Below are 20,395 nucleotides of genomic sequence, written 5' to 3'. Positions count from 1 at the left end.
GCCGGAACTAGCGGAGCATCCAGATCTCATCCGAAACCTCGACCGTCGGCGAGTCGGTGTCACCCCTCGCGCTTCGGCTGGGCGGCCCCAACGCGATGGCCAAGGCCTTTATCTAAACCTTCGTGTTTGCGGTTCTCGGTAGACCCGCATGACGGTCCAACAGCCAAGGCAAAAAGTATTCAGACGCCAGGTCGCAGATAATACAGGCATTATCGGCCCGCGAGACATCAGCTCTCCCGTCCTTGCAGCTCGAGGTAACCCACCAGAACGTCTTGCAACTGGCTGACAACGTGGCTTTGCTGATCCACAGGCATGTCCCGTGAGAACAGAAGGCTACCGACGGCAACGGCATAGAGTGTGGATGCGACCGCAGCGGATGTCGCCTCCCCTAATCGTATTCGCGTAACCGCGGCGATCCGGTCCTTGAAGGCGCTTGGATTCGCAAGCCGCTGCAGCTGCAGCGTCGCCAACGCATCCGGGTGGCGTCGGAAATAGTCGATAGCCCAGCCGAACAGCGCTTCGATGACCTCTCTGGACGTCAGGGTCGCCCAAGCCTCGGGCTCCTGATCGGCCGCGACTTCGAAAAGGCTCGACAGGGCCACCGCGTGGCGGTCGGCAAGGGCTTGAAGCAGGTCATTTTTATCTTTGAAAAAGTGATAGATCGACCCTGTCGAGGCTCCCGACTGGTGACCCACCGCATGCATGGTGACGGCTTCGATACCCTGGTCGATGACGATAGCCGCCACGGCATCAAGGATGGTTTCCCGACGCTCCTTGCCACGCACCTGCGTCGGCGCGCGCGCCGGCTTTGGAAGCTCACTTGCGAGATCCAGCTTTTTACCTCTCGTCCAGCACTTCGCGAATCTCAATCGTCTTCCCCTCGATCGGCATCGGCTCGATGCGACGCACTTAATTAGAGATTGCATTCTAGAATTGGGTCTCTAATACAGCCAGACGGCATCCGACAGGCGGTCCTGTCCATGTGAGATTCAAAGCATGACAAAGGCAGCATCGGAAAGCTCGAACATCAGCGATCGGCTGTCGGGTCGCGGAAGATCTTCAGGTCGCCTGCCGCGCCTCCTGCGATCGGCGCTCATAGGCCTGCAGTTCGTACTCGTCGCCGCAAGCCTTGGGGGCTGCGCCAACCGGCCCGGGCCGGAGATGCTGAACACGGTGTCGCAGTCGAACCTTCCGCCCGGGGCTCGCGCAATAAGCGTCTATGTGGCGACGACGCGCGACCGAGCCACTCCACAGGACGACTTGTTCACCGATGGCCGATCTTTGTCCGTAAACTTCGCACAATACAGGATCGCAATCCCGCCGACGCACATACCCGGCGCCATCGAATGGGCGAAGGAGACGCCTGACCCCCGGACCGACTTTGCCACACTGGATCGCATGGCGCTCGATCGCGCCCAGTTCGAGAGCGCCGTGGTTCGAGCCCAAGCGCCGGCCAAGCGCGAGGTTGTCGTTTTCGTTCATGGTTTCAACAACAACTTCCAGGAGGCATTGTTTCGTCTCGCCCAGATCATGGCGGATTCTAAGGGGCAGGCCGTTCCTGTGCTGTTCGCCTGGCCATCGGAGGCGAGCGTCACCGGATATATCGCCGATAAGGATGCCGCCACAGCCTCGCGCGATGGGCTGGTCGATGTTCTGACCAAGCTTGCCAGTAGTCCAAAAATCGGGAAAATCACGGTCGTCGGCCACAGCATGGGCGCTTGGCTGACCGCTGAGGCGCTTCGTCAGTTGCGCTTGATGAAGCGCGATGCGGTGCTTCAGCGCCTGGATGTTTACCTCGCTGCTCCTGACATCGATGTGGACGTCTTCCGTGCCCAGCTTGCAGTGATCGGTCCGCTTGCGCGCCCTCTGACCCTGCTCGTTTCGAAGGACGATCTCGCCTTGTCGGTTTCCGGCTTCTTATCGGGCGAGCGACAGCGGCTTGGAGCATTGGACGTCAGCGACCCGCGCGTCGCAGACGCCGCGCGCCAGGCGGGCGTCCAAATCGTAGACATCTCGGGGCTGGCTTCGAATGACGGGCTTGGTCACGGTCGATTCTCCGAGCTCGCGGCATTGATGCCAAAAATGGAGGCTCGGACCGGGGGAGCCGGCGGACAGTTGCGCGCGGCCGGAGCATTCGTCCTCGACACGGTCGGAGCGACGTTGTTGAGCCCCATTCAGTTGGTCGGCCAGGCTGTCGGTGGGCGCTGATTAGCCACTGCCGTCCATGATATCGCTCTCCGCTTGCCCGATATTCGATATGTCGAGTTGCCGCTGCCCCCTTACACAGAACCAAGTTTGAACATGACCCCAGCAATGCCATCATCATCGGCGGGAAAACGGTCGAGGCTGACACCCCGGCGCGGGGCCAAGCAGCTGATACTGGCTTGGCTTCTTCTGGGCGCAGCCGCTCTGGCGGGTTGCCGCGATGAGGCGAAGGCGCCCGGCAAACCGCCGACCCTCGTGCGGACCCAGCTCATCGAACTCACCGGCCGGCAGGTCTCGGTCACCTTGACGGGCGACGTGCAGGCCCGCGTACTCGCCGAATTGTCGTTTCGCGTCAGCGGCCGTGTGACCCAGCGCTCCGTCGATGTCGGCGCGCATGTGACCAAGGGCCAGTTGCTCGCAAAGCTCGACCCTGCCGAGCAGGCGGCAGATCGTGCATCGGCGGTAGCTTCGGTGAGCGCGGCCGAGGCGCAGCTGCGTCTCGCGACCGCCAATTTCGAGAGGCAGAAGAGCCTGCTCGGCAACGGCTTCACGACGCGCGCCGCCTATGACCAGGCCCAGGAGGCGCAGCGAACCGCGGAAGGTTCGCTCGATGCTGCGAAAGCGCAGTTGGGAACGACCGACGAAGCGCTGGGCTATACCGAGCTGCGGGCGCCCGCGGACGGCGTGGTGACGGCCCGGAACCTCGAGGTCGGGCAAGTCGCCCAGGCAGCCCAGTCGGTCTATTCGCTTGCCCAGGATGGCGATCGCGATGCCGTCTTCGACGTCTATGAATCGTTCATTCTGGCCGGCATCGATCGGGACGTGATCGGCCTCGCCCTGGTCTCGAACCCGCAGGTGACGGCAAGCGGTCGCGTGAGGGAAGTGTCCCCAACGATCGACCCCCGCTCCGCGACGGTCAGGGTAAAGGTTGCGATCACCGATCCGCCGGCGGCCATGACGCTGGGCAGCGCGGTGGCCGGCACAGCCCACCAGGCCTCCGGCAAGGCGATCGTCATCCCCTGGAACGCGTTGACCGCGATCGGGCGCCAGTCCGCCGTCTGGGTCGTTGCGGCTGACGGCAAGACAGTTCGACGCCAGCCTATCGCGATCGAAAGCTACGAAACCGCATCCGTCATCGTCGCCTCCGGGCTGAAGCCGGGCGACCGCATCGTGACCGAAGGCAGCAAGCTCCTGACGGACGGGCAGCAGGTCTCCTATGACGAGGGCCGGTCATGATCGGGAAGTTCGCAGCAACCGCGCTCGCACTGGCCCTCCTCGGTTGCAAGGCCGAGGAGAAGACGCAGGCACCTCCCAGACCGGTGCTGACGACGGTCCTCCAGCCTTCGCCGGCCGGGACGAGCGGCATCGTGGGCGTGGTCGAACCGCGCTACCGGACCGATCTCTCCTTCAGGGTTCTCGGGCGGCTGCTCTCGCGCCCCGTCCATGTCGGCGACCTCGTCGGCAAGGAGCAGGTCGTGGCGACGATCGATTCCGCCGCCCTCGATCTGGGGGTGCGCAGCGCCACTGCCGAGCTCGCGAATGCGCAGGCACAGCTTTCGAACGCGCTGGGAGCGGAAACCCGCCAGAAGACGCTGGTCGATTCCGACGCGACGACGCGCGCCTCGGTCGACAACGCGGTGCAGGCGAAAGCTGCCGCCGAGGCTTCCGTCGCGAGGGCGCAGGCCAATCTCGCCAAAGCCAGGGAGCAACTGGGCTATGCGCAGCTGAAGACGGATTTCGCCGGCGTGGTCACCGCAACGGGGGCCGAGCCAGGCCAGACCGTCTCGCCCGGCAGCAGCGTGGTGACAGTGGCAAGGCCGGATGTGCGTGAGGCAGTGATCGATGTCAGCGAGGACGCCGCGAACGCTCTCGTTTTGGGAACGGCATTCACCGTCGCTCTTCAGCTCGATCCGGCAGTCGCGGTGCAGGGCGAGGTCAGGGAAATCGCGCCGCGTGCGGACGCCGCGACGCGGACGCGCCGGCTGCGCATTCTGTTGAAGGATCCGCCGAACGGCTTCTGGCTCGGCACGACCGTCGTCGCTTCACAGAATGGCTCGCAACGTCAGGCGTTGAGCCTACCCGTCTCCGCGGTCCTGAAGCAGGACGGGCGGAGTTTTGTCTGGGTCGCGGATGCCCAGCGCGGAAGCGTCTCGAAGCGCGAGATCCAGATTTCCGGCTCCACGGATGGGACCGTGTCCGTGGCGTCGGGCCTCGAGCCGGGGCTGCGGATCGTGACCGCGGGGGTCAATTCATTGCAGGACGGCCAGTCGGTTCGGGTCGAGCAGGAAGACAAGCCGTGAAACCGTTCAACCTGTCCGATTGGGCGCTCGAGCACCGCTCCCTCGTCTGGTTTTTCATGATCGCCTTCATGGCGGCCGGGCTGATGTCGTATCTGCAGCTCGGCCGCGAGGAAGACCCGTCCTTCACGATCAAGACCATGGTCGTCCAGGCGCAATGGCCGGGAGCCTCCGCTGACGAGATGGCGCGGCAGGTGACGGACCGCATCGAGAAGAAGCTGGAGGAACTGCCGCAGCTCGATTTCACCCGCAGCATGACGACGGCCGGGCAGACCATCGTCTTCGTCAACCTGCGCGACACGACCAAAGCGCGCGATGTCGTGCCGACCTGGGTTCAGGTCCGCAACCTGATCGGCGACATCCGCAGCGACTTTCCCCAAGGCGTCGCCGGCCCTTTCTACAACGACCGCTTCGGGGACGTTTTCGGCAATATCTACGCTTTCACCTCCGACGGGCTGTCCAAGCGCCAGCTTCGCGATCAGGTCGAGATGGTGCGAAGCAGGGTGCTGACGGTCCCCAATGTCGGGCGCGCCGACATCATCGGTGCTCAGGACGAGGTCATCTATCTTGAGTTCTCGCCGCGAAAGGTTGCGGCGCTTGGCCTCGACCAGCGCTCGATCATGGCGTCCCTCCAGGCGCAGAACGCCATCACGCCATCAGGCGTGCTCCAGGCCGGACCGGAGCGCATCAGCATCCGCGTCGGCGGTCAATTCACCTCGGAGCAGAGCCTGCGCGCGATCAACCTGCGGGTGAACGACCGCTTCTTCCCACTGACGGATGTGGCGACGATCACGCGCGGCTATGTCGATCCCCCGACCGCGCTGTTTCGCTTCAACGGCGAGGAGGCGATCGGCCTCGCCATCGGCATGAAGACGGGCGCAAACCTGCTGCAGTTCGGAGAGGCCCTGAAGGCTTCGATGCTCCGCATCGAATCCGACCTCCCGATCGGCGTCGGCGTTCATCTGGTCTCGGACCAACCTCAGATCGTCGAGGAGGCGGTGGGTGGCTTCACCCGCGCGCTCTTCGAGGCCGTCGTCATCGTTCTGGGCATCAGCTTCATCAGCCTGGGCCTGCGCGCCGGGCTGGTCGTCGCGATCTCGATCCCGCTGGTACTCGCCATCACCTTTCTGGTGATGGCCTATTCCGGAATCTCCCTGCAACGGATCTCGCTGGGGGCGCTGATCATCGCGCTGGGCCTGTTGGTCGATGACGCCATCATCGCGGTCGAGATGATGGTGGCGCGGCTGGAGGTCGGGGATTCCCTGCGCAAGGCCGCGACCTATGTCTACACGTCGACCGCCTTCCCGATGTTGACCGGGACGCTGGTGACCGTCGCCGGCTTCATCCCGATCGGCCTCAACAACAGCAATGCCGGCGAGTTCACCTTCACGCTCTTCGTCGTGATCGCGGTCTCGCTGCTGGTGTCCTGGGTCGTGGCGGTGCTGTTCACTCCCCTTCTCGGCGTGACCATCCTGCCCGCGGCGCTCAAGACGCATCATGCGGAAAAGGGGCGCTTCGACCGGCTGTTCTCGCGCCTGCTGCTGGCCTGCATGCGCTATCGCTGGGTGACCATCTTTGTGACGCTGCTGGTGTTCCTGCTGTCGCTCGGCGGTATGGGGCTGGTGCAGCAGCAATTCTTCCCATCGTCGGATCGCAAGGAACTCATCGTCGACTGGAACCTCCCGCAGAACGCGTCGATCGCAGACACGAATACGCAGATGGCCCGCTTCGAGCAGGAGGCGCTCAAGGGCAACGCCGAGATCGATCACTGGACCAGCTATGTCGGAATGGGAGCGCCCCGCTTCGTGCTGTCGTTCGACGTGCAACCGAGCGCCGTGTCCTTCGGGCAGACAGTGATCCTGACGAAGAGCCTGGAGGCCCGCGATCGTTTGCAGGCGCAGCTTCAAGCCTATCTGAAGAAGACCTTTCCCGGCACCGACGCCCTGGTGAAGCTTCTCGACATCGGGCCTCCAGTCGGGAGGCCGATCCAGTATCGCGTCAGCGGGATCGAGGTCGCCAAGGTCCGCGAATACGCCCAGCAGCTCGCAGCCGAGCTTCGGGATAACCCCGATCTGGGCGAGATCGTCTTCGACTGGATGGAGCCCGCACGTGTCGTGAAGGTCGATGTCCTGCAGGACAAGGCACGGCAGCTCGGAATCACCTCCGAGGACATCGCCTCGACCCTGAACAGCGTGCTGGAAGGGGCGTCCGTGACTCAGGTGAGAGACGACATCTATCTCATCCGCGTCCTGGCGCGGGCGAACGCGAAGGAACGTCAATCGCTCGAGACGCTGCGAAACCTGCAATTGTCCGGTACCGGTGGCCAGGCGGTGCCGCTCGCTTCAATCGCCACGCTCCGCTACGAGCTGGAGCAGCCGACGATCTGGCGTCGGTCGCGCCAGACCACGGTGACGCTCAAGGCGAGCGTCGCAGGCAAGATCCAGCCCGCGACCGTCGCGACCCAGCTCCAGCCGAAGATCGACGCCTTCGCCGCGAAGCTGCCGGTCGGCTACAGCGTGGCTACGGGTGGAACCGCGGAGGAGAGCGCGAAGAGTCAGGCCCCGATCGTCGCGGTCGTACCGCTGATGCTGTTCATCATGGCGACGATCCTGATGATCCAGCTCCAGAGCTTCCATCGCCTCATCCTGGTCTTCGCCGTGGCGCCGCTCGCGGTCATCGGCGTCGTCGCCGCGCTGCTCCCCAGCGGCGCGCCGCTAGGCTTCGTGGCGATCCTCGGTGTGCTCGCGCTCATCGGCATCCTGATCCGCAACTCGGTGATCCTGATCGTCCAGATCGAGCATTTGCGGCAGGAAGGCCTTGAAGCCTGGCAGGCTGTAGCGGAGGCGACGGAGCATCGCATGCGGCCGATCATGCTGACCGCCGCCGCCGCGAGCCTTGGACTGATCCCGATCGCGAGGGAGATCTTCTGGGGCCCGATGGCTTATGCCATGATGGGGGGCATCATCGTGGGCACGGTTCTAACACTGCTATTCCTGCCCGCTCTTTACGTCGCCTGGTTCAGAATTCCAGCACCGGACCGCCAATGATGCGGTCTGGCGGCGGCAACGGCCGCGCCCATCCTCGCCTCGCAGACCGCCTCCGGGGCATGGACGAGATGAAACGAGAGTTGGAAAGCGCCTAAGCGTTCGACTTCAAAGAAGGCAGCAAATCTGCGGGTTCTGCCGATCTGGCGACCCCCTTTTTCTCTCGTCCGTTCTGACGAGCCGAACGGACGCAATGCTCTTTGGCAGCTACCGCTCGTCGATTCCGAAAACGCCCAGCATGTCGAAGGCGACAGGGCGTCGGCGGTCGAGCGCAAGGCTGCTCGCCAATTCCTCGATGTGCTCGCGCATCATGGCCACCGCCGCCTCGACCTCGCGTCGCGCGCACAGGTCGATCAGGTCGCCATGGTGGTCGTGCCAGCCGGCCAAGCCGCTCTGGTTCTCGAACAGGTTGATGATCAGGCTGGTGCGCGCCACCAGCAGGCGGACCTGCTCGGCCAGGATCGCATTACCCGACAGCTCCGCCATCAGAACGTGGAAACCGCCGGAGAGATGGATCGCCTCGCGCACCCTGCCCTGTTCGCGCAACGCATGCTCCTGCGCGATCGTGTCCGAGAGCCGCGCCAGCGCCTTCGGATCCCCCGCTCGCGCCACGGCCTCGGTGGTCCCGGCCTCGATCGCGACGCGCGCCGCGAAGACCTGCCGAACCTCGTCGGCCTTCGGAGCAGCGACGAAGGCGCCCCGGTTGGGGAAAACCACGACGAGCTTTTCCCAGGCGAGCCGGTTCAACGCCGCCCCGACTGCGCGGCGGCTGACGCCGAAGGCTTCGACCAAAGCGAGCTCGGACAGCTTGGTTCCCGGCAATAGCCGCTGATCGATGATGGCCTCGAACAGCAGCGTATAGGCATCTTCGGCGGTCTCCACCTTGGGGCGGTTTCGGGCGTTCATGACCCCCACCATCCGGCTCTTCTGCTGCGTCATCGACCTCTGCTTGCATGTTTAGTGTGCGCGAGATTGCGCGCAATCTAGCTCAACTCATTGATTCATATCAAGCACACAAACTGGCACGGCGGTTGCAGCGGTGACATCGACCGTTTCCTTCGAAAGGACCCACGATGTCGTTGCTCACACCGACCCGCAGAACCCTGCTCCAGGCGGGCCTCGCAGCTCCCTTCGTGCTCCGCTCGGGCCCCGGCCGGGCTGCGAACGTCGATCTCAAGTTCTCGCTGGCGGCGCCCTTCGACGGCTCCAATGCCGCCTTCTTTCTTGCAGAAAGCCAGGGCTGGTATCGTGAGGCCGGGCTCAACTGCCAGTTCGATTCCGCGGGCGGCTCAGGCGAGGCGATCTCGCGGGTCGGCTCAGGCGTCTATGATCTCGGCATCGCCGACATCAACGCGATGATGGAATTCAACGTCAAAAATCCGAGCTCGGCGATCCGCAACGTCTACATGTTGTATTTCCGTAGCCCGCTCAGCGTCGCGACGCTGGCCAAGACGGGCATCGTCAAGCCCGCCGACCTGACAGGCCGCAAGATCGGCGCTGCCGCAACCGACGGTGCCTATCGCCTGTTCCCTGCCTTCTCCAAGGCCGCGGGCGTCGATCCTGCTTCAGTGAAATGGGAGATGGTCGGACTTCAACTGCGCGAGGCGGTGTTGGCGCGCGGCGATGTCGAGGCGATCCTCGGCTTCGATTCGACCATGTTCTTTGGCCTGACCAAGGCCGGCATCAAGCCCGACGACATCAAGTTCGTCTACTACGCGCAGGCCGGGCTCGACCTCTACGGCAACGGCATCATCGCCTCRCAGAAACTGCGCACGAGCAATCCCGACGCAGCCAAGCGCTTCGTCGAGGTGACGGCCCGGGCCTGGCAGGCAGCCGCCGCAGACCCCAAGGCCGCCATCGCCGCGCTGAAAAAGCAGGTGCCGCTGATCAACGAAGGCGTCGAGGAGGAAAAGCTGCGCTGGCTGGTGAAGAACCAGCTCACGACCGATGAGTCGCTGGCGGATGGTCTGGGCGGGGTCCGCGCCGCACGCCTGGAGGCCGCGCTCGGCACCGTTGCGGCGAGCTATGGACTGGGCGTAGCGCCCAAGCCGGAGGATGTCTTCGACCCCGCCTTCCTGCCATCCGCAAGCTTGCGAAAACTGCCGGCATGACCTTCGACCTTGTCATCCGTGGCGGCACGATCGCCACGGCCGCCGATGTGACGCGCGCCGATATCGGCATCCGCAACGGGCGAATCACGGCGATCGGCGAGCGGCTGTCCGGCGGCGAGAAGACGATGGACGCCGGCGGCAGACTCGTGCTGCCGGGCGGGATCGACGCGCACTGCCATCTGGACCAGCCTCAGGCACCGGGTCTTGCCAGCAAGGGCGCGGTGATGGCCGACGGCTTTCGCACAGGGAGCATCAGCGCAGCTTTCGGCGGCACGACCACGATCGTGCCGTTCTGCGTGCAGCATCGCGGCACGTCGCTGACGGCGGCCGTCGACGACTATCACCGCCGCGCTGCCGGACAGGCCGTGATCGACTATGCCTTCCACCTCATCGTCAGCGATCCGACGCCCCAGGTGCTCGGCCAGGAGTTGCCGGCGCTGATCCGGCGCGGCCATACCAGCCTCAAGGTCTACATGACCTATGACGCGATGGTGCTCTCCGACCGCCAGATCCTCGACGTATTCGAGGTCGCGCGTCAGGAGAAGGCGATCGTGCTGATCCATGCCGAAAACCACGAGATCATCGGCTGGCTCGCCGACCGGCTCGAGGCCGCCGGCCGGACCGCACCCAAGTATCACGCTGCGTCCCGCCCGCTGCCGGTCGAGCGCGAGGCGACGCATCGGGCCGTGACGCTGGCCGAGGTCGCCGGCGTGCCGCTGGTCGTGGTCCATATCTCGGGTGCCGATCCGCTCGAGGAGGTGCGCCGGGCGCGGGCGCGCGGGCTGACCGTCATCGCCGAGACCTGCCCGCAATACCTGCTGCTGACCGCCGCCGACCTCGATATGCCCGACATGGACGGCGCCAAGGCGATGTGCAGCCCGCCGCCGCGCGACACGGCCAGTCAGGACAGTCTTTGGCGCGGCATCGCCGACGGCACCTTCGACATCGTCAATTCCGACCATGCGCCTTATCGCTTCGACGACGAAGGCAAGCTCAAGGCTGGCCGCAACGCGCCGTTCCGCAAGGTCGCCAACGGAATTCCAGGCCTGGAAACACGTATGCCGTTGCTGTTCAGCGAGGGCGTCGTCAAAGGCCGCATCGACCTGCAACGCTTCGTCGCGCTGACGGCGTCCAACAACGCGAAACTCTACGGCTTGTCGCGCAAGGGCACGATCGCGATCGGCGCCGATGCCGACATCGCGATCTGGGACCCGGAAAAGCGCGTCAGGCTGAGCAACGACCTGCTGCACCACAATGTCGACTACACGCCGTTCGAAGGGCTGGAGGTGCAGGGCTGGCCGGAGACCGTGCTGAGCCGCGGCGAGGTCGTCGTCGAGGACGGCGAGCTGAAGGGCGCTCCCGGACGCGGCCGCTTCCTCGAACAGACGACATCCTCGGCCTGGCGGCCGGAAACCGGAGCCAAGCCATGGATCTAAACATCGCAGGCCGCCGCGCGCTCGTACTGGGCGGCAATCGCGGCATGGGGCTCGCCATCGCCAAGGCGCTCGCCCGCGAGGGCTGCGACCTCACGATCGCTGCGCGCGACGAGGCGGCGCTGGCAGCCGCCGCCCACGAGATCGGAAAGGCGCGGACCGTGCGCCTGGACCTTTCCGACACAGCTGGGCTGCCGGCTTTTGCTGAGGCCGTCGGCCCGGTCGATATCCTCGTCAACAACACCGGCGGGCCGCCCTATGGCGGCGCGATCGACCGAAGCGCCCAGGACTGGGAAGACAGCTTCCGCGACATGGCGCTGTCCGTGATCCGGCTGACCGACCTGTTTCTGCCTGCGATGCGGTCCGCCGGATGGGGCCGAATCCTGACGCTGGTGAGCACCGGCGCCATCCAGCCGATTCCGGTGCTGGGCATATCGAACACGCTGCGCGCCGGGCTCATCGCCTGGTCGAAATCGCTGGCCCCCGAGGTCGCCAAGGACGGCGTCACCGTCAACGTCCTGATGCCGGGCCGGATCGCGACCGAGCGTGTGCACATGACCGACGAGGCGACCGCTGCGCGCGAGAACGTCGGCATCGAGATCATCAGGCAGCGTTCCTGGTCGCAAATCCCGATGGGCCGCTATGGCTCTCCCGACGAGATCGCGGCAGTGGCGGCCTTCGCCTGCAGTGATCTCGCGTCTTACGTGACCGGCAGCGTGTTCAGGGTCGATGGCGGTTATGTCCGTCATGTCTGACCAGAGTGGTTTGAACGACATGAGGCGTTGCGAAACGAAACGCGATCGCCGCCCTGCCGGACAGGCCGGTGTTTCAAGACAGACGGCGCTCGCCGCGCTCCAGAGAGCACACCTGTCGGTCGCCATCACGCACGCACCCGGCGCCATGCCGCTGACCGACATCGAGAAAGGCACCCCGTCATGACGCTCGTCCGGCCCGCCCAGAAGCTGACACATCTCGGCGCGTTGCATGTCCTCGACGCGGCCGTGGCGGCCGCCGCCGCGATGGGCGTGCCGCAATGCATCGCCATCGTCGATGAGGGTTGCAACCTGCTCGCCTTCGCCCGGATGGACGGCGCCCGCGTGCTGTCGATCGACAGCGCGACGCGCAAGGCGATGACGGCCGCCACTACGGGGCGGCCGACCGGCGGCATTCCGGTTGATAAGGCCCCCGCACTGGCAGCCGCGACCGATGGCCGGATGACAAACCTGCCCGGAGGCCTGCCGCTGATAAGCGGCGGCCAGATCGTCGGCGGCATCGGGATCGGCTCCGGCACCGGCGAACAGGATCTCGCCATCGCCCACGCTGCCGTCGCGGCTTTCAATGCTGCTCTGGGAGAGCCTGTCCAATGAACGATCCGGCCACATCACAATCGACACGGGCGCAGTCGGCGCCGCCGATGCGAGAGCGCATCGTTCAGCTTGAAAGCGTGCGCGTGCGCTTCGGAGCCGACGACGACGCCTTTCTGGCGCTCGACAGCACCAATTTGACCGTCGAGGCGGGCGATTTCGTCGCCATGGTCGGCCCTTCCGGCTGCGGCAAGTCCACGATCCTCAAGCTCGTCGCCGGCCTGCTGAAGCCAACCGAGGGCGAGGTCTTCGTCGCCGGACGGGAAATCGGCGCGCAGAAGATCGGCATCGGGATGGCCTTCCAGAACCCGACCATGCTGCCCTGGCTCTCGATCCGGCAGAACGTGATGCTGCCCTTGAAGATCGTCGAGCCCTATGCCTCAGCCTTCCGCGCCAACAAGAACACCCTGTTCCGCGACCGGGTCGAAGCGCTCCTGGAAAAGGTCGGCCTGGGCGGGCTCGGCGACCGGCGGCCCTGGCAGTTGTCTGGCGGAATGCTGCAGCGGGCTAATCTCTGCCGCGCGCTGATCCACGAACCGAAGCTGCTGATGCTCGACGAGCCCTTCGGGGCGCTCGACCAGTTCACGCGCGAGGAGTTGTGGGCGATCCTTCAGGACCTCTGGATGGAGCACAGGCCGACCGTCTTTCTCGTCACCCACGACCTGCGCGAAGCTGCCTTCCTCGCCAACCGCATCCTGGTGATGAGTGCGCGTCCCGGGCGGGTAACCGAAGACCGGCAGGTCGATTTCGCCCGGCCACGCACCATCGAAACCACCTATCAGGACGGGTTCACGACCTTGACCCACGCGTTGCGGACGCTGATCGTCGCAGGCAGGCCGAGCCGTGGAGCGCTGACATGAAAATCTCCCGCCGCACGCGCGAACATCTCAGCTCCGTCATTCTGATCTCGTCGATGTTCCTGGTCTGGGAGCTCGCCTGCCTGATCTTCAACGTCAGCGCGATCGTGCTGCCGCGACCCAGCCAGGTCATCGCGACGCTGGTGATGCAGCTGCCGGCGCTTTGGCCGCATATCCTGCAGACGCTGGTGACGACCATGATCGGCTTCACGCTCGGCATGGTGCTCGGCGTCGCGATCGGCGTCGTCGTCGGCGTCTCGAGGGCCGCCTACAACGCAGCTTATCCGCTGCTGGTCGGCTTCTCCTCCATCCCCAAGGTCGCGGTGGTTCCGATCTTCGTGCTCTGGTTCGGATCGGGCTCGGTCCCCGCCATCCTGACGGCGCTGACGACCTGCATCTTCCCGATCGTCGTCAACGTCGCGACGGGGCTCGCCACCACCGAGCCGGAGATGGAGGACGTGCTGAAGGCCCTTGGCGCCTCGCGCTGGCAGGTGCTCTGGAATGTCGGCCTGCCACGCACCATGCCGTATTTCTTCGCTTCGCTGAAGATCGCGGTCACGCTCGCCTTCGTCGGCACGGTGCTGTCGGAAACCGTCGCCGCTAATCGCGGCATCGGCACCGTCATGATGATGGCGAGCGCCAGCTTCGACGTGACGCTCGCCTTTGCAGGCCTGTTCGCCCTCGCGATCCTCGGTATCCTGCTCTACGTCGTCTTCGCACTCGTCGAGCAGCGCATCTGCGGCTGGGCCAATCGAAAAACAGATTTCGCCGCCGCGTAGGCCAATCTATCGAAGTGCTATACATGGCCGACCTGCGCCGACACCGGCGTAAAATTCGGTGTTGCTGCGGCGATGAGCCCCATTCCGGTGGGTAATCCTGCTCTCTACGGCGACTGTAGAGGCCGAGGTCGCCCGCCTCGTTTTCCATCTCGCGCTGAAGGGAAACGGTCGTCGGGCCCGATGGGCGGGCGTGACCGTCAGAATCGCCGATGCAGATACGCTTGCTAAAGTCGGCTGTTATGATCGCACTTCTGTAAGTGGGGCGGGTTTTTCGGCTTCTCGGATCCCGCTTACCTTCGCTTCGTTACGGGATCAGCAACAGGCTTCCCGTCGTTCGTCCCGCTTCGAGATCGGCCTGAGCGCGGGCGGCTTCAGCAAGCGGGTACTCCCCACCGATCTCGGCTGCGACGCCGGTCTGCATGAGGACGAGCAGCTCAGCCATGCCCTGCGAATAAAGGGCCGGATCGGCGGCGTAAGCCATGACGCTCGGGCGTGCCAGCGACAGCGAGCGGATTGGGCCGAGTTCGTCGACTGCGAGCGGAGGGATCGGTCCCGCTGCCTGGCCGATGCTGGCGACCGTGCCGAAGCGGCGGACGCAGCACAGCGTCTTGCGCAGCATCGCGCCGCCGATTCCATCAATGGCGAAATCGACGCCACGGCCATCGGTCAGGGATGCAACCTCCGCCGTGAGGTCGGCCTCGCGCCCGACGATGACATGGTCGGCGCCATGGCCCAGGGCGATCCGCTCTTTCTCCGGTGAGCCAGCCGTCCCAATCACCGTCGCACCAAGGCTCTTGGCCCAGCGGGTCAGCAGCGCGCCGAGCCCGCCCGCGGCGGCGTGGATGAGAAGCGTCGTGCCTTCGGTGACCGGGTAGGTCCGGGTCAGCAGCATATGCGCCGTCAGACCCTTCAGCATCGAAGCGGCCGAGAGCCGCAACGGGATACTCTCCGGCAAGATCACAAGCCGCGGCGCTGGCAGCGATCGGCTCGTCGCATAGGCCCCGACGGGCGCGCCTGCATAGGCAACGCGGTCGCCGATTGCGAAGCCGGAGACACCTTCCCCCACGGCTTCGACCCGACCTGCCCCCTCGACGCCCAGCACCGCCGGCAGCGGCAGCGGATACAGGCCAATGCGTTGATAAATGTCGATGAAGTTCACACCGATCGCCTCATGCCGGATGCGAACCTCTCCCGGCCCCGGCGGTTGCGCCACGATCTCAGCAGCTTCGAGCCGATCGACCCCGCCGACGCCGACCATCCTGACGACCTTGTCCATATCCATTTGCGTTGCCTCTCGCGATGGGTGTCGAACGAGGAATGGGCGCTGGCAGCCTGTGAGGAAATTCCCGATAACGTCCCATCGTCTGTGAAGGAATTGACCGATGCCTGATTGGGAGGATCTGCGCCATTTCGCGGCGCTGGCCGAGAGCGGTTCCCTTTCGGCCGCCGCGCGTCGATTGGGCGTGGAGCACGCGACGGTCGCCCGCCGCATCCAGTCGTTGGAACGGGACCTCGCGCTCAAGCTTGTCGACCGGCGTGGCCGTCGTTTGACCTTGACCGGGGATGGTGTCCGGGTCGCCGCTCAACTCGGCGCTATGGAAGAGAGCGCGCTCGCCGTTGCCCGCCTGGCGGCCGGTTCACGCGACGCGATCGCCGGCGAGGTGCGCATCAGCGCCCCGCCCGCCCTCGCAGCGGCGAAACTCGTCGTGCCGCTTGCCGCTCTGCGCGCGCGGCATAATGGTCTGGCGCTCCAGCTTCTCGGCGAGACCCGCAACGCGTCGCTCGACAGGCGGGAGGCGGACATTGCCATCCGCCTCAGCAGGCCTTCGGCGGGTGATCTGGTGATCCGCAAGCTCGGCGAGATCACCTTCTCGGCCTATGCGACGGCGGCTTATCTCGCGGAGACGCGCGAGGCTGACCTATGCTTCATAGGCTACGACACGTCGCTCGATGAGGCGCCGCAGCAGGTCGCGCTACGCTTGGTCGCTGCGGGCCGGCCTTTCGCTCTCGTCGCCAGTACGCTGGAAATCCAGCTCGCCGCCGTGCGCGCCGGCATGGGCATCGCGATGCTGCCGGAGTTTATGGTCGAACCCGGCCAAGATCTGGTCCCCTTCCCCTGCGATCTTCCCGCTCCGAACCGCGAGGTCTGGCTCGCCATCCATGCGGATTTGCGCAACGCTCCTGCTATCCGGGCAGTCGCAGACGCGATCGAGGAAGCGCTGGTTTAGTGATGTCGGTCGGACGATCGATCTCGTTGAAATCCTAAGCCGGCCAAAGCTCCCTTCTTGCACCTAAGAGCGAGGAGCCCGCTAAGATCGATGCGCAACCGAACGCACGTTGGATAATGTTCTGACCAGTAGTTTCTGGCAGTCTCCATCATTGCGCGGCGCTATCCGCGATTGCTCCTAAGCCCCAGATATTCGAGCGGGGGACGGCCGAACGCGTGCTTGAACATCGTCGAGAACGCCGCCGGGTTTTCGTATCCGAGGTCGATAGCCACCGCGGTCACGGCCTCGCCGGCCGCCAATCGCGGGATGGCTGCCAGTAGGCAGGCCTGCTGGCACCAGCCGCGAAAGCTCAGCCCGGTCTCACGCCGGAACATGCGCGTGAAGGTCCTCCGGCTCACGCCCATCGCCTGCGCCCACGGTTCGATCGTCTCGTGTATGTTCGGCGAAAGGACGAACGCTCGGCATCTGTCGGCCAGGGCACCGGCAGCCGGATATTGAAGTGATAGCGGCAACGCCGGCAGCTGACCGACTTCATGCCAGATCAGCTGCATCAAGGCGCCGGCGCGCCCGTCAACGTCGTATTCGACGGGGAGCTGGACGGCCTCTGCCATCAGACTGCGGATGAACGGCGAGATCCCGACGACCTGGCAGCGGTCCGGCATCCCCGGCAAGATGTCGGGCTCCAGGGAGATGCACTGCAGGGCGACCTCGCCCACCATCCGCACGTCGTGGACGGTCGCCGGGGGTATCCACATTCCCCGCTGCGGCGGCATGACCCAGTTGCCGGTCGCCGTGGTCAGCACGATCAGCCCGGAGGCGGCCGAGAGCAGCTGACCGCGGCGATGGTGGTGCGGCTCGATGAGAAAGCCATCCGGATAAACGCGGCTTAGTGCGGTGATTGGCCGGGCGACGGAATCAACGATCGCGATGGGAATGTCGCACATACTGGCTCACACCCGCAGTTTGTTGGCCCGCCTTTGGTGGCAAGCCACTCTCCCCCGCAGTATCCGGAAACCATCGCCCCAGCAACGCATCCGAGTACCAGACCGTGTCAAGCCCAACCATGACCAGCATGCCGAAGGCCGTAAGGTCCTTCCCGATCCTCCTTGGCGCCAGCTCCGGCCATCTCCTTAACGACCTGCTCCAGGCGCTGCTGCCGGCGATGTATCCGATCCTGCAATCGGGCTTCTCGCTGACCTTCGCCCAGATCGGCATTCTCAGCTTGGTCTACCAGATCACGGCGTCGCTCTTTCAGCCCTTCATCGGTCACTACACCGACCGGCGGCCCATGCCGTATTCGCTGCCCCTCGGGATGGCGTCATCCATGACGGGCGTGCTCTTCCTCGCCTACGCGCCAAGCTACGGCTGGCTGCTGGTCGGGGCGACACTGCTGGGCCTGGGTTCTTCCATCTTCCATCCGGAATCGAGCCGCATCGCACGCCTGGCATCGGGCGGCTCGCACGGGTTCGCCCAATCCCTCTTCCAGGTCGGCGGCAATTTCGGCTCCGCGCTCGGTCCGCTCGCTGCCGCCTTCGTCATCCTGCCCCAGGGGCAGCGGGGATTGGCATGGTTCGCCTTTGCCGCACTTGCTGGCATCGTCCTACTGTCGGCGCTTGGTCATTGGTATAGCGTGAACGGTCACGCGAAGCGCGCAACCGGCGCGATGCCGGAACGCCACGCGTTCCTGTCGAAGCGCCAGGTCAGAGTAGCCATGGGCGCCCTGATCGGGCTGCTCTTCTCAAAATACGTCTACATGGCGGCCTTCACCAGCTACTATACCTTCTACCTGATCGAGCAGTTCGACGTGTCGGTCAGGAACGCCCAGATTCTTCAGTTCGTGTTCTTCGCCGCGGTCGCAGCCGGCACGATCGCTGGCGGTCCAATCGGCGACCGCCTGGGCCGCAAGTCCGTCATCTGGGTGTCGATACTCGGGGTGCTGCCGCTCACTCTGATCCTCCCGCATGTGGGCTTGACGCCCACGGTATTGCTGACCGTCGTGATCGGCTTCGTCATCTCGTCGGCCTTCCCGGCCATCGTGGTCTACGGGCAGGAGCTGATGCCTGGGCGGGTCGGCATGGTTTCGGGCCTGTTCTTCGGCTTCAGCTTCGGCATCAGCGGGATAGGCGCCGCGCTGCTTGGGTCGCTCGCCGATTGGAAGAGCATCCATTTTGTTTTCGTGGTGTGCTCGTTCCTGCCGGCGATTGGGGTCCTCACGCTTCTTCTACCGAACCTGCGCGAGCAGGCCTCGGAGACCGTCTGACGCCGGTCGGCACTGCGCATCGACCGATCGGGCGGGTTGCGCCGCAAGCCGCGGGAAGCTGTCGGGTTCAACAAGGACGATGTCGCACCCGCTCCCCGCGACTTTCCTGAAATACCATCGTTTTTGGGAAGGCGGACGGGCACGCCATCATTGGCCTGATGGCGAAGGAAGCTATGAATGTACGAAGAAGTCGCTGAACAGCAGAGCGAGTGCTTCTGGCTGCTCCTCCGGGATGAAATGCCCGCTTCGTTCGATCGTCTCGCTACGAAGGTCATCGGCAAACGGCCGCAATGGACCAGCCATGTCGGGGATTGAACCTGGTTTGCGCTGACGGCCAGAACAGGCATGGTGAGCTTGGCCTCCCGAACCAGCGCACGGTTTTGCTCGGCGAACAGACTGACCGAACGATAGAAAGCGAGGCCCGCTCGCAACGCGCCCGGCATGCTGAAGATACGAACATATTCATCGAGGTCGGCTTCGCTGAAGCTCCACGGTTCGCCGCCTTGCGACGCAGAAACCAGTCCAGGTACACGCGCTCGCGCCCAGCGATCAGCGACTCAGGAAGCTCGGGGACGGCATGGAACGCAAAATGCCACGTCCGTCATGCCCGTTCGGGCGCTACTGGTAGCATATCGGGTAGCGTGACGCCGGGAATGCCGGCATCAAGGATGGCAAGCCGGCTGACTTCGTTCGGGAACATCGGGGCGCTCGATCCGGCATGTTTGAAGATCGGGCGTCGCCAGTGACCTACGGAGAGTCAGTCGCGCGACGTGGGCAGCCCCGCGAGCGTCGGGGCGTGGGTGGCGAGCCTGCGGGCAACGAACTCGGTGAAGAGCCGCACGCGCTTCGTCTTGCGTGCTTCCCCTTGGGTGAGGAGCCAGACCAATCCGTACAGGTGTCGTTCGGTCCCCGGAACCCGCTCCAAAAGCGGATCGGCATCTCCGACGAAACACGGCAAAGTCGTGATGCCGAGCCCTTCCCGTACTGCCGCGAGTTGCGCTTCGGCGTCGGTGATCCTGAAGGGGGTCGCCGTGGTGCGAAGCTCCCCCTCCATCGCCCATTCCGGGATGCCATGTGCGCTAATGACGATCCACCGGATAGGATCGGGCGTGCCTGCACGCCATGCCGTCAGGAGATTACGGGAAATGTAGACCCCGCCGAACAGCTCCGGTCCCATCAGGCCGTGAAGATTGAGTGGAAGGGTCTTGCGGTCGTAGACGACACGGATCGCGACGTCAGCCTCCCGGTTGGTCAGGTTCGCCAGCTCGCCGGACGATACGATTTCCATCTCGATATCCGGATGCAGCCGCGCGAACTCGGCGAAGTCCGGCATCAACAGATGTGTCGCCAGGGGCGGCGGCAGGGTCACGCGCAAAAGCCCGCGCACGCTCTGGTCGCGCCCGAAGATGCGGGTTTCCAGCTGGTGGGACGACGCTTCCATCTGGTCCGCGAACTCGAGCACCTCTTCGCCCGCCGCCGTCAGGCGGTAACCGGAAGGCAGCTTTTCAAACATCTGCGCGCCGAGGCGATCCTCTAGCTGGGCGATGCGTCGCAGCACGGTTGCGTGGTTCACCCCGAGGCGCTTGGCGGCAGCCCGCACCGAGCCGCCGCGTGCGGCGGCGAGGAAGTAGCGAACATCGTCCCAGTCGATCATGGTGCGTTCCCGCGCCGCCACAGGCGCCCTGCCTGTCGAAGACTAGCACGCCGAGCTGGATTGCGCATGGCCGTCGCGTCTTCAGCCGTCCCATCCGGATCGTTTCCGCACCATTGATGTGCAGCGTCCCGCACTCATCGGCGGACTTCGGCGAACCCATTTC

18 protein-coding genes are annotated in these 20,395 nt (G+C 64.9%); 13 read left to right on the top strand and 5 right to left on the bottom strand.

The genetic code is table 11. From position 1 onward, the window contains the following. Nucleotides 1-227: 227 nt before the first annotated feature. Nucleotides 228-869, bottom strand: a complete 642-nt coding sequence (locus AC1DR6_RS21745; protein WP_476831358.1) for a TetR/AcrR family transcriptional regulator — start codon at nt 867-869, stop codon at nt 228-230. A 292-nt stretch (nt 870-1,161) separates the two neighbouring features. On the opposite strand from AC1DR6_RS21745, the gene AC1DR6_RS21740 reads away from it, so the two are divergent. The 4 genes from AC1DR6_RS21740 (at nt 1,162) to AC1DR6_RS21725 (ending at nt 7,549) form a co-directional block, all read left to right on the top strand. Beyond that, nucleotides 1,162-2,208, top strand: a complete 1,047-nt coding sequence (locus AC1DR6_RS21740) for an alpha/beta hydrolase (protein WP_476831357.1) — start codon at nt 1,162-1,164, stop codon at nt 2,206-2,208. A gap of 252 nt (nt 2,209-2,460) precedes the next feature. Beyond that, nucleotides 2,461-3,441 carry an efflux RND transporter periplasmic adaptor subunit gene (locus AC1DR6_RS21735; protein WP_476831356.1) on the top strand — a complete coding sequence of 327 codons (981 nt, stop codon included), beginning with the start codon at nt 2,461-2,463 and terminating at the stop codon, nt 3,439-3,441. Continuing rightward, the gene (locus tag AC1DR6_RS21730) at nt 3,438-4,505 is read left to right on the top strand and encodes an efflux RND transporter periplasmic adaptor subunit (RefSeq protein WP_476831355.1); all 1,068 of its coding nucleotides are present in this window, start codon (nt 3,438-3,440) and stop codon (nt 4,503-4,505) included. Before AC1DR6_RS21735 ends, AC1DR6_RS21730 begins: the two co-directional genes overlap by 4 nt. Continuing rightward, complete coding sequence (locus AC1DR6_RS21725) at nt 4,502-7,549, top strand: efflux RND transporter permease subunit (RefSeq protein ID WP_476831354.1); 3,048 nt, start codon at nt 4,502-4,504, stop codon at nt 7,547-7,549. Before AC1DR6_RS21730 ends, AC1DR6_RS21725 begins: the two co-directional genes overlap by 4 nt. Nucleotides 7,550-7,753: 204 nt before the next feature. Here AC1DR6_RS21725 and AC1DR6_RS21720 read toward each other — a convergent pair whose 3' ends face one another. Further along, nucleotides 7,754-8,485, bottom strand: a complete 732-nt coding sequence (locus tag AC1DR6_RS21720; RefSeq protein WP_476831353.1) for a GntR family transcriptional regulator — start codon at nt 8,483-8,485, stop codon at nt 7,754-7,756. A gap of 134 nt (nt 8,486-8,619) precedes the next feature. Here AC1DR6_RS21720 and AC1DR6_RS21715 point away from each other — a divergent pair, with 134 nt between their 5' ends. The 6 genes from AC1DR6_RS21715 (at nt 8,620) to AC1DR6_RS21690 (ending at nt 14,090) form a co-directional block, all read left to right on the top strand. Further along, nucleotides 8,620-9,657, top strand: a complete 1,038-nt coding sequence (locus AC1DR6_RS21715; RefSeq protein ID WP_476831352.1) for an ABC transporter substrate-binding protein — start codon at nt 8,620-8,622, stop codon at nt 9,655-9,657. Next, nucleotides 9,654-11,093, top strand: coding sequence for a dihydropyrimidinase (hydA, locus tag AC1DR6_RS21710; RefSeq protein WP_476831351.1), 1,440 nt, complete (start codon nt 9,654-9,656; stop codon nt 11,091-11,093). The genes AC1DR6_RS21715 and hydA overlap by 4 nt, the downstream gene beginning before the upstream one ends. After that, on the top strand, nt 11,084-11,845 hold the full coding sequence (locus AC1DR6_RS21705; protein ID WP_476831350.1) for an SDR family oxidoreductase: 762 nt from the start codon (nt 11,084-11,086) through the stop codon (nt 11,843-11,845). The genes hydA and AC1DR6_RS21705 overlap by 10 nt, the downstream gene beginning before the upstream one ends. 180 nt (nt 11,846-12,025) lie before the next feature. Beyond that, nucleotides 12,026-12,457 carry a GlcG/HbpS family heme-binding protein gene (locus AC1DR6_RS21700; RefSeq protein WP_476831349.1) on the top strand — a complete coding sequence of 144 codons (432 nt, stop codon included), beginning with the start codon at nt 12,026-12,028 and terminating at the stop codon, nt 12,455-12,457. Further along, entirely contained in the window at nt 12,454-13,314 is an 861-nt protein-coding gene (locus tag AC1DR6_RS21695) for an ABC transporter ATP-binding protein (RefSeq protein WP_476831348.1), read from the top strand. Before AC1DR6_RS21700 ends, AC1DR6_RS21695 begins: the two co-directional genes overlap by 4 nt. Beyond that, entirely contained in the window at nt 13,311-14,090 is a 780-nt protein-coding gene (locus AC1DR6_RS21690) for an ABC transporter permease (protein WP_476831347.1), read from the top strand. The genes AC1DR6_RS21695 and AC1DR6_RS21690 overlap by 4 nt, the downstream gene beginning before the upstream one ends. A 304-nt stretch (nt 14,091-14,394) precedes the next feature. Here the strand turns inward: AC1DR6_RS21690 and AC1DR6_RS21685 are convergent, their stop codons facing one another. Next, nucleotides 14,395-15,366, bottom strand: coding sequence for a quinone oxidoreductase family protein (locus AC1DR6_RS21685; RefSeq protein WP_476831375.1), 972 nt, complete (start codon nt 15,364-15,366; stop codon nt 14,395-14,397). A 106-nt stretch (nt 15,367-15,472) separates the two neighbouring features. Here AC1DR6_RS21685 and AC1DR6_RS21680 point away from each other — a divergent pair, with 106 nt between their 5' ends. Further along, nucleotides 15,473-16,318, top strand: coding sequence for a LysR family transcriptional regulator (locus AC1DR6_RS21680; protein WP_476831346.1), 846 nt, complete (start codon nt 15,473-15,475; stop codon nt 16,316-16,318). Nucleotides 16,319-16,479: 161 nt separating this feature from the next. On the opposite strand, the gene AC1DR6_RS21675 is transcribed toward AC1DR6_RS21680, so the two are convergent. Beyond that, a complete protein-coding gene (locus tag AC1DR6_RS21675) occupies nt 16,480-17,262 on the bottom strand; it encodes an AraC family transcriptional regulator (RefSeq protein ID WP_476831345.1) in 783 nt (260 codons plus the stop codon). Between the two features lie 119 nt (nt 17,263-17,381). Here AC1DR6_RS21675 and AC1DR6_RS21670 point away from each other — a divergent pair, with 119 nt between their 5' ends. Together AC1DR6_RS21670 and AC1DR6_RS21665 are read left to right on the top strand one after the other, a co-directional pair. After that, the gene (locus tag AC1DR6_RS21670; RefSeq protein WP_476831344.1) at nt 17,382-18,578 is read left to right on the top strand and encodes an MFS transporter; all 1,197 of its coding nucleotides are present in this window, start codon (nt 17,382-17,384) and stop codon (nt 18,576-18,578) included. 177 nt (nt 18,579-18,755) lie between these two features. After that, complete coding sequence (locus AC1DR6_RS21665; protein ID WP_476831343.1) at nt 18,756-18,893, top strand: hypothetical protein; 138 nt, start codon at nt 18,756-18,758, stop codon at nt 18,891-18,893. 442 nt (nt 18,894-19,335) lie between these two features. On the opposite strand, the gene AC1DR6_RS21660 is transcribed toward AC1DR6_RS21665, so the two are convergent. Beyond that, nucleotides 19,336-20,232: a LysR family transcriptional regulator gene (locus AC1DR6_RS21660; RefSeq protein ID WP_476831342.1), complete on the bottom strand. Its 897-nt coding sequence runs from the start codon at nt 20,230-20,232 to the stop codon at nt 19,336-19,338. Between the last annotated feature and the right edge of the window lie 163 nt (nt 20,233-20,395).

The sequence above is a fragment of the Allobosea sp. P5_A5 genome (assembly GCF_056400625.1).
The sequence above is the reverse complement of the archived record's forward strand: the minus strand, read 5'-3'. Positions and strand labels throughout refer to the sequence as shown.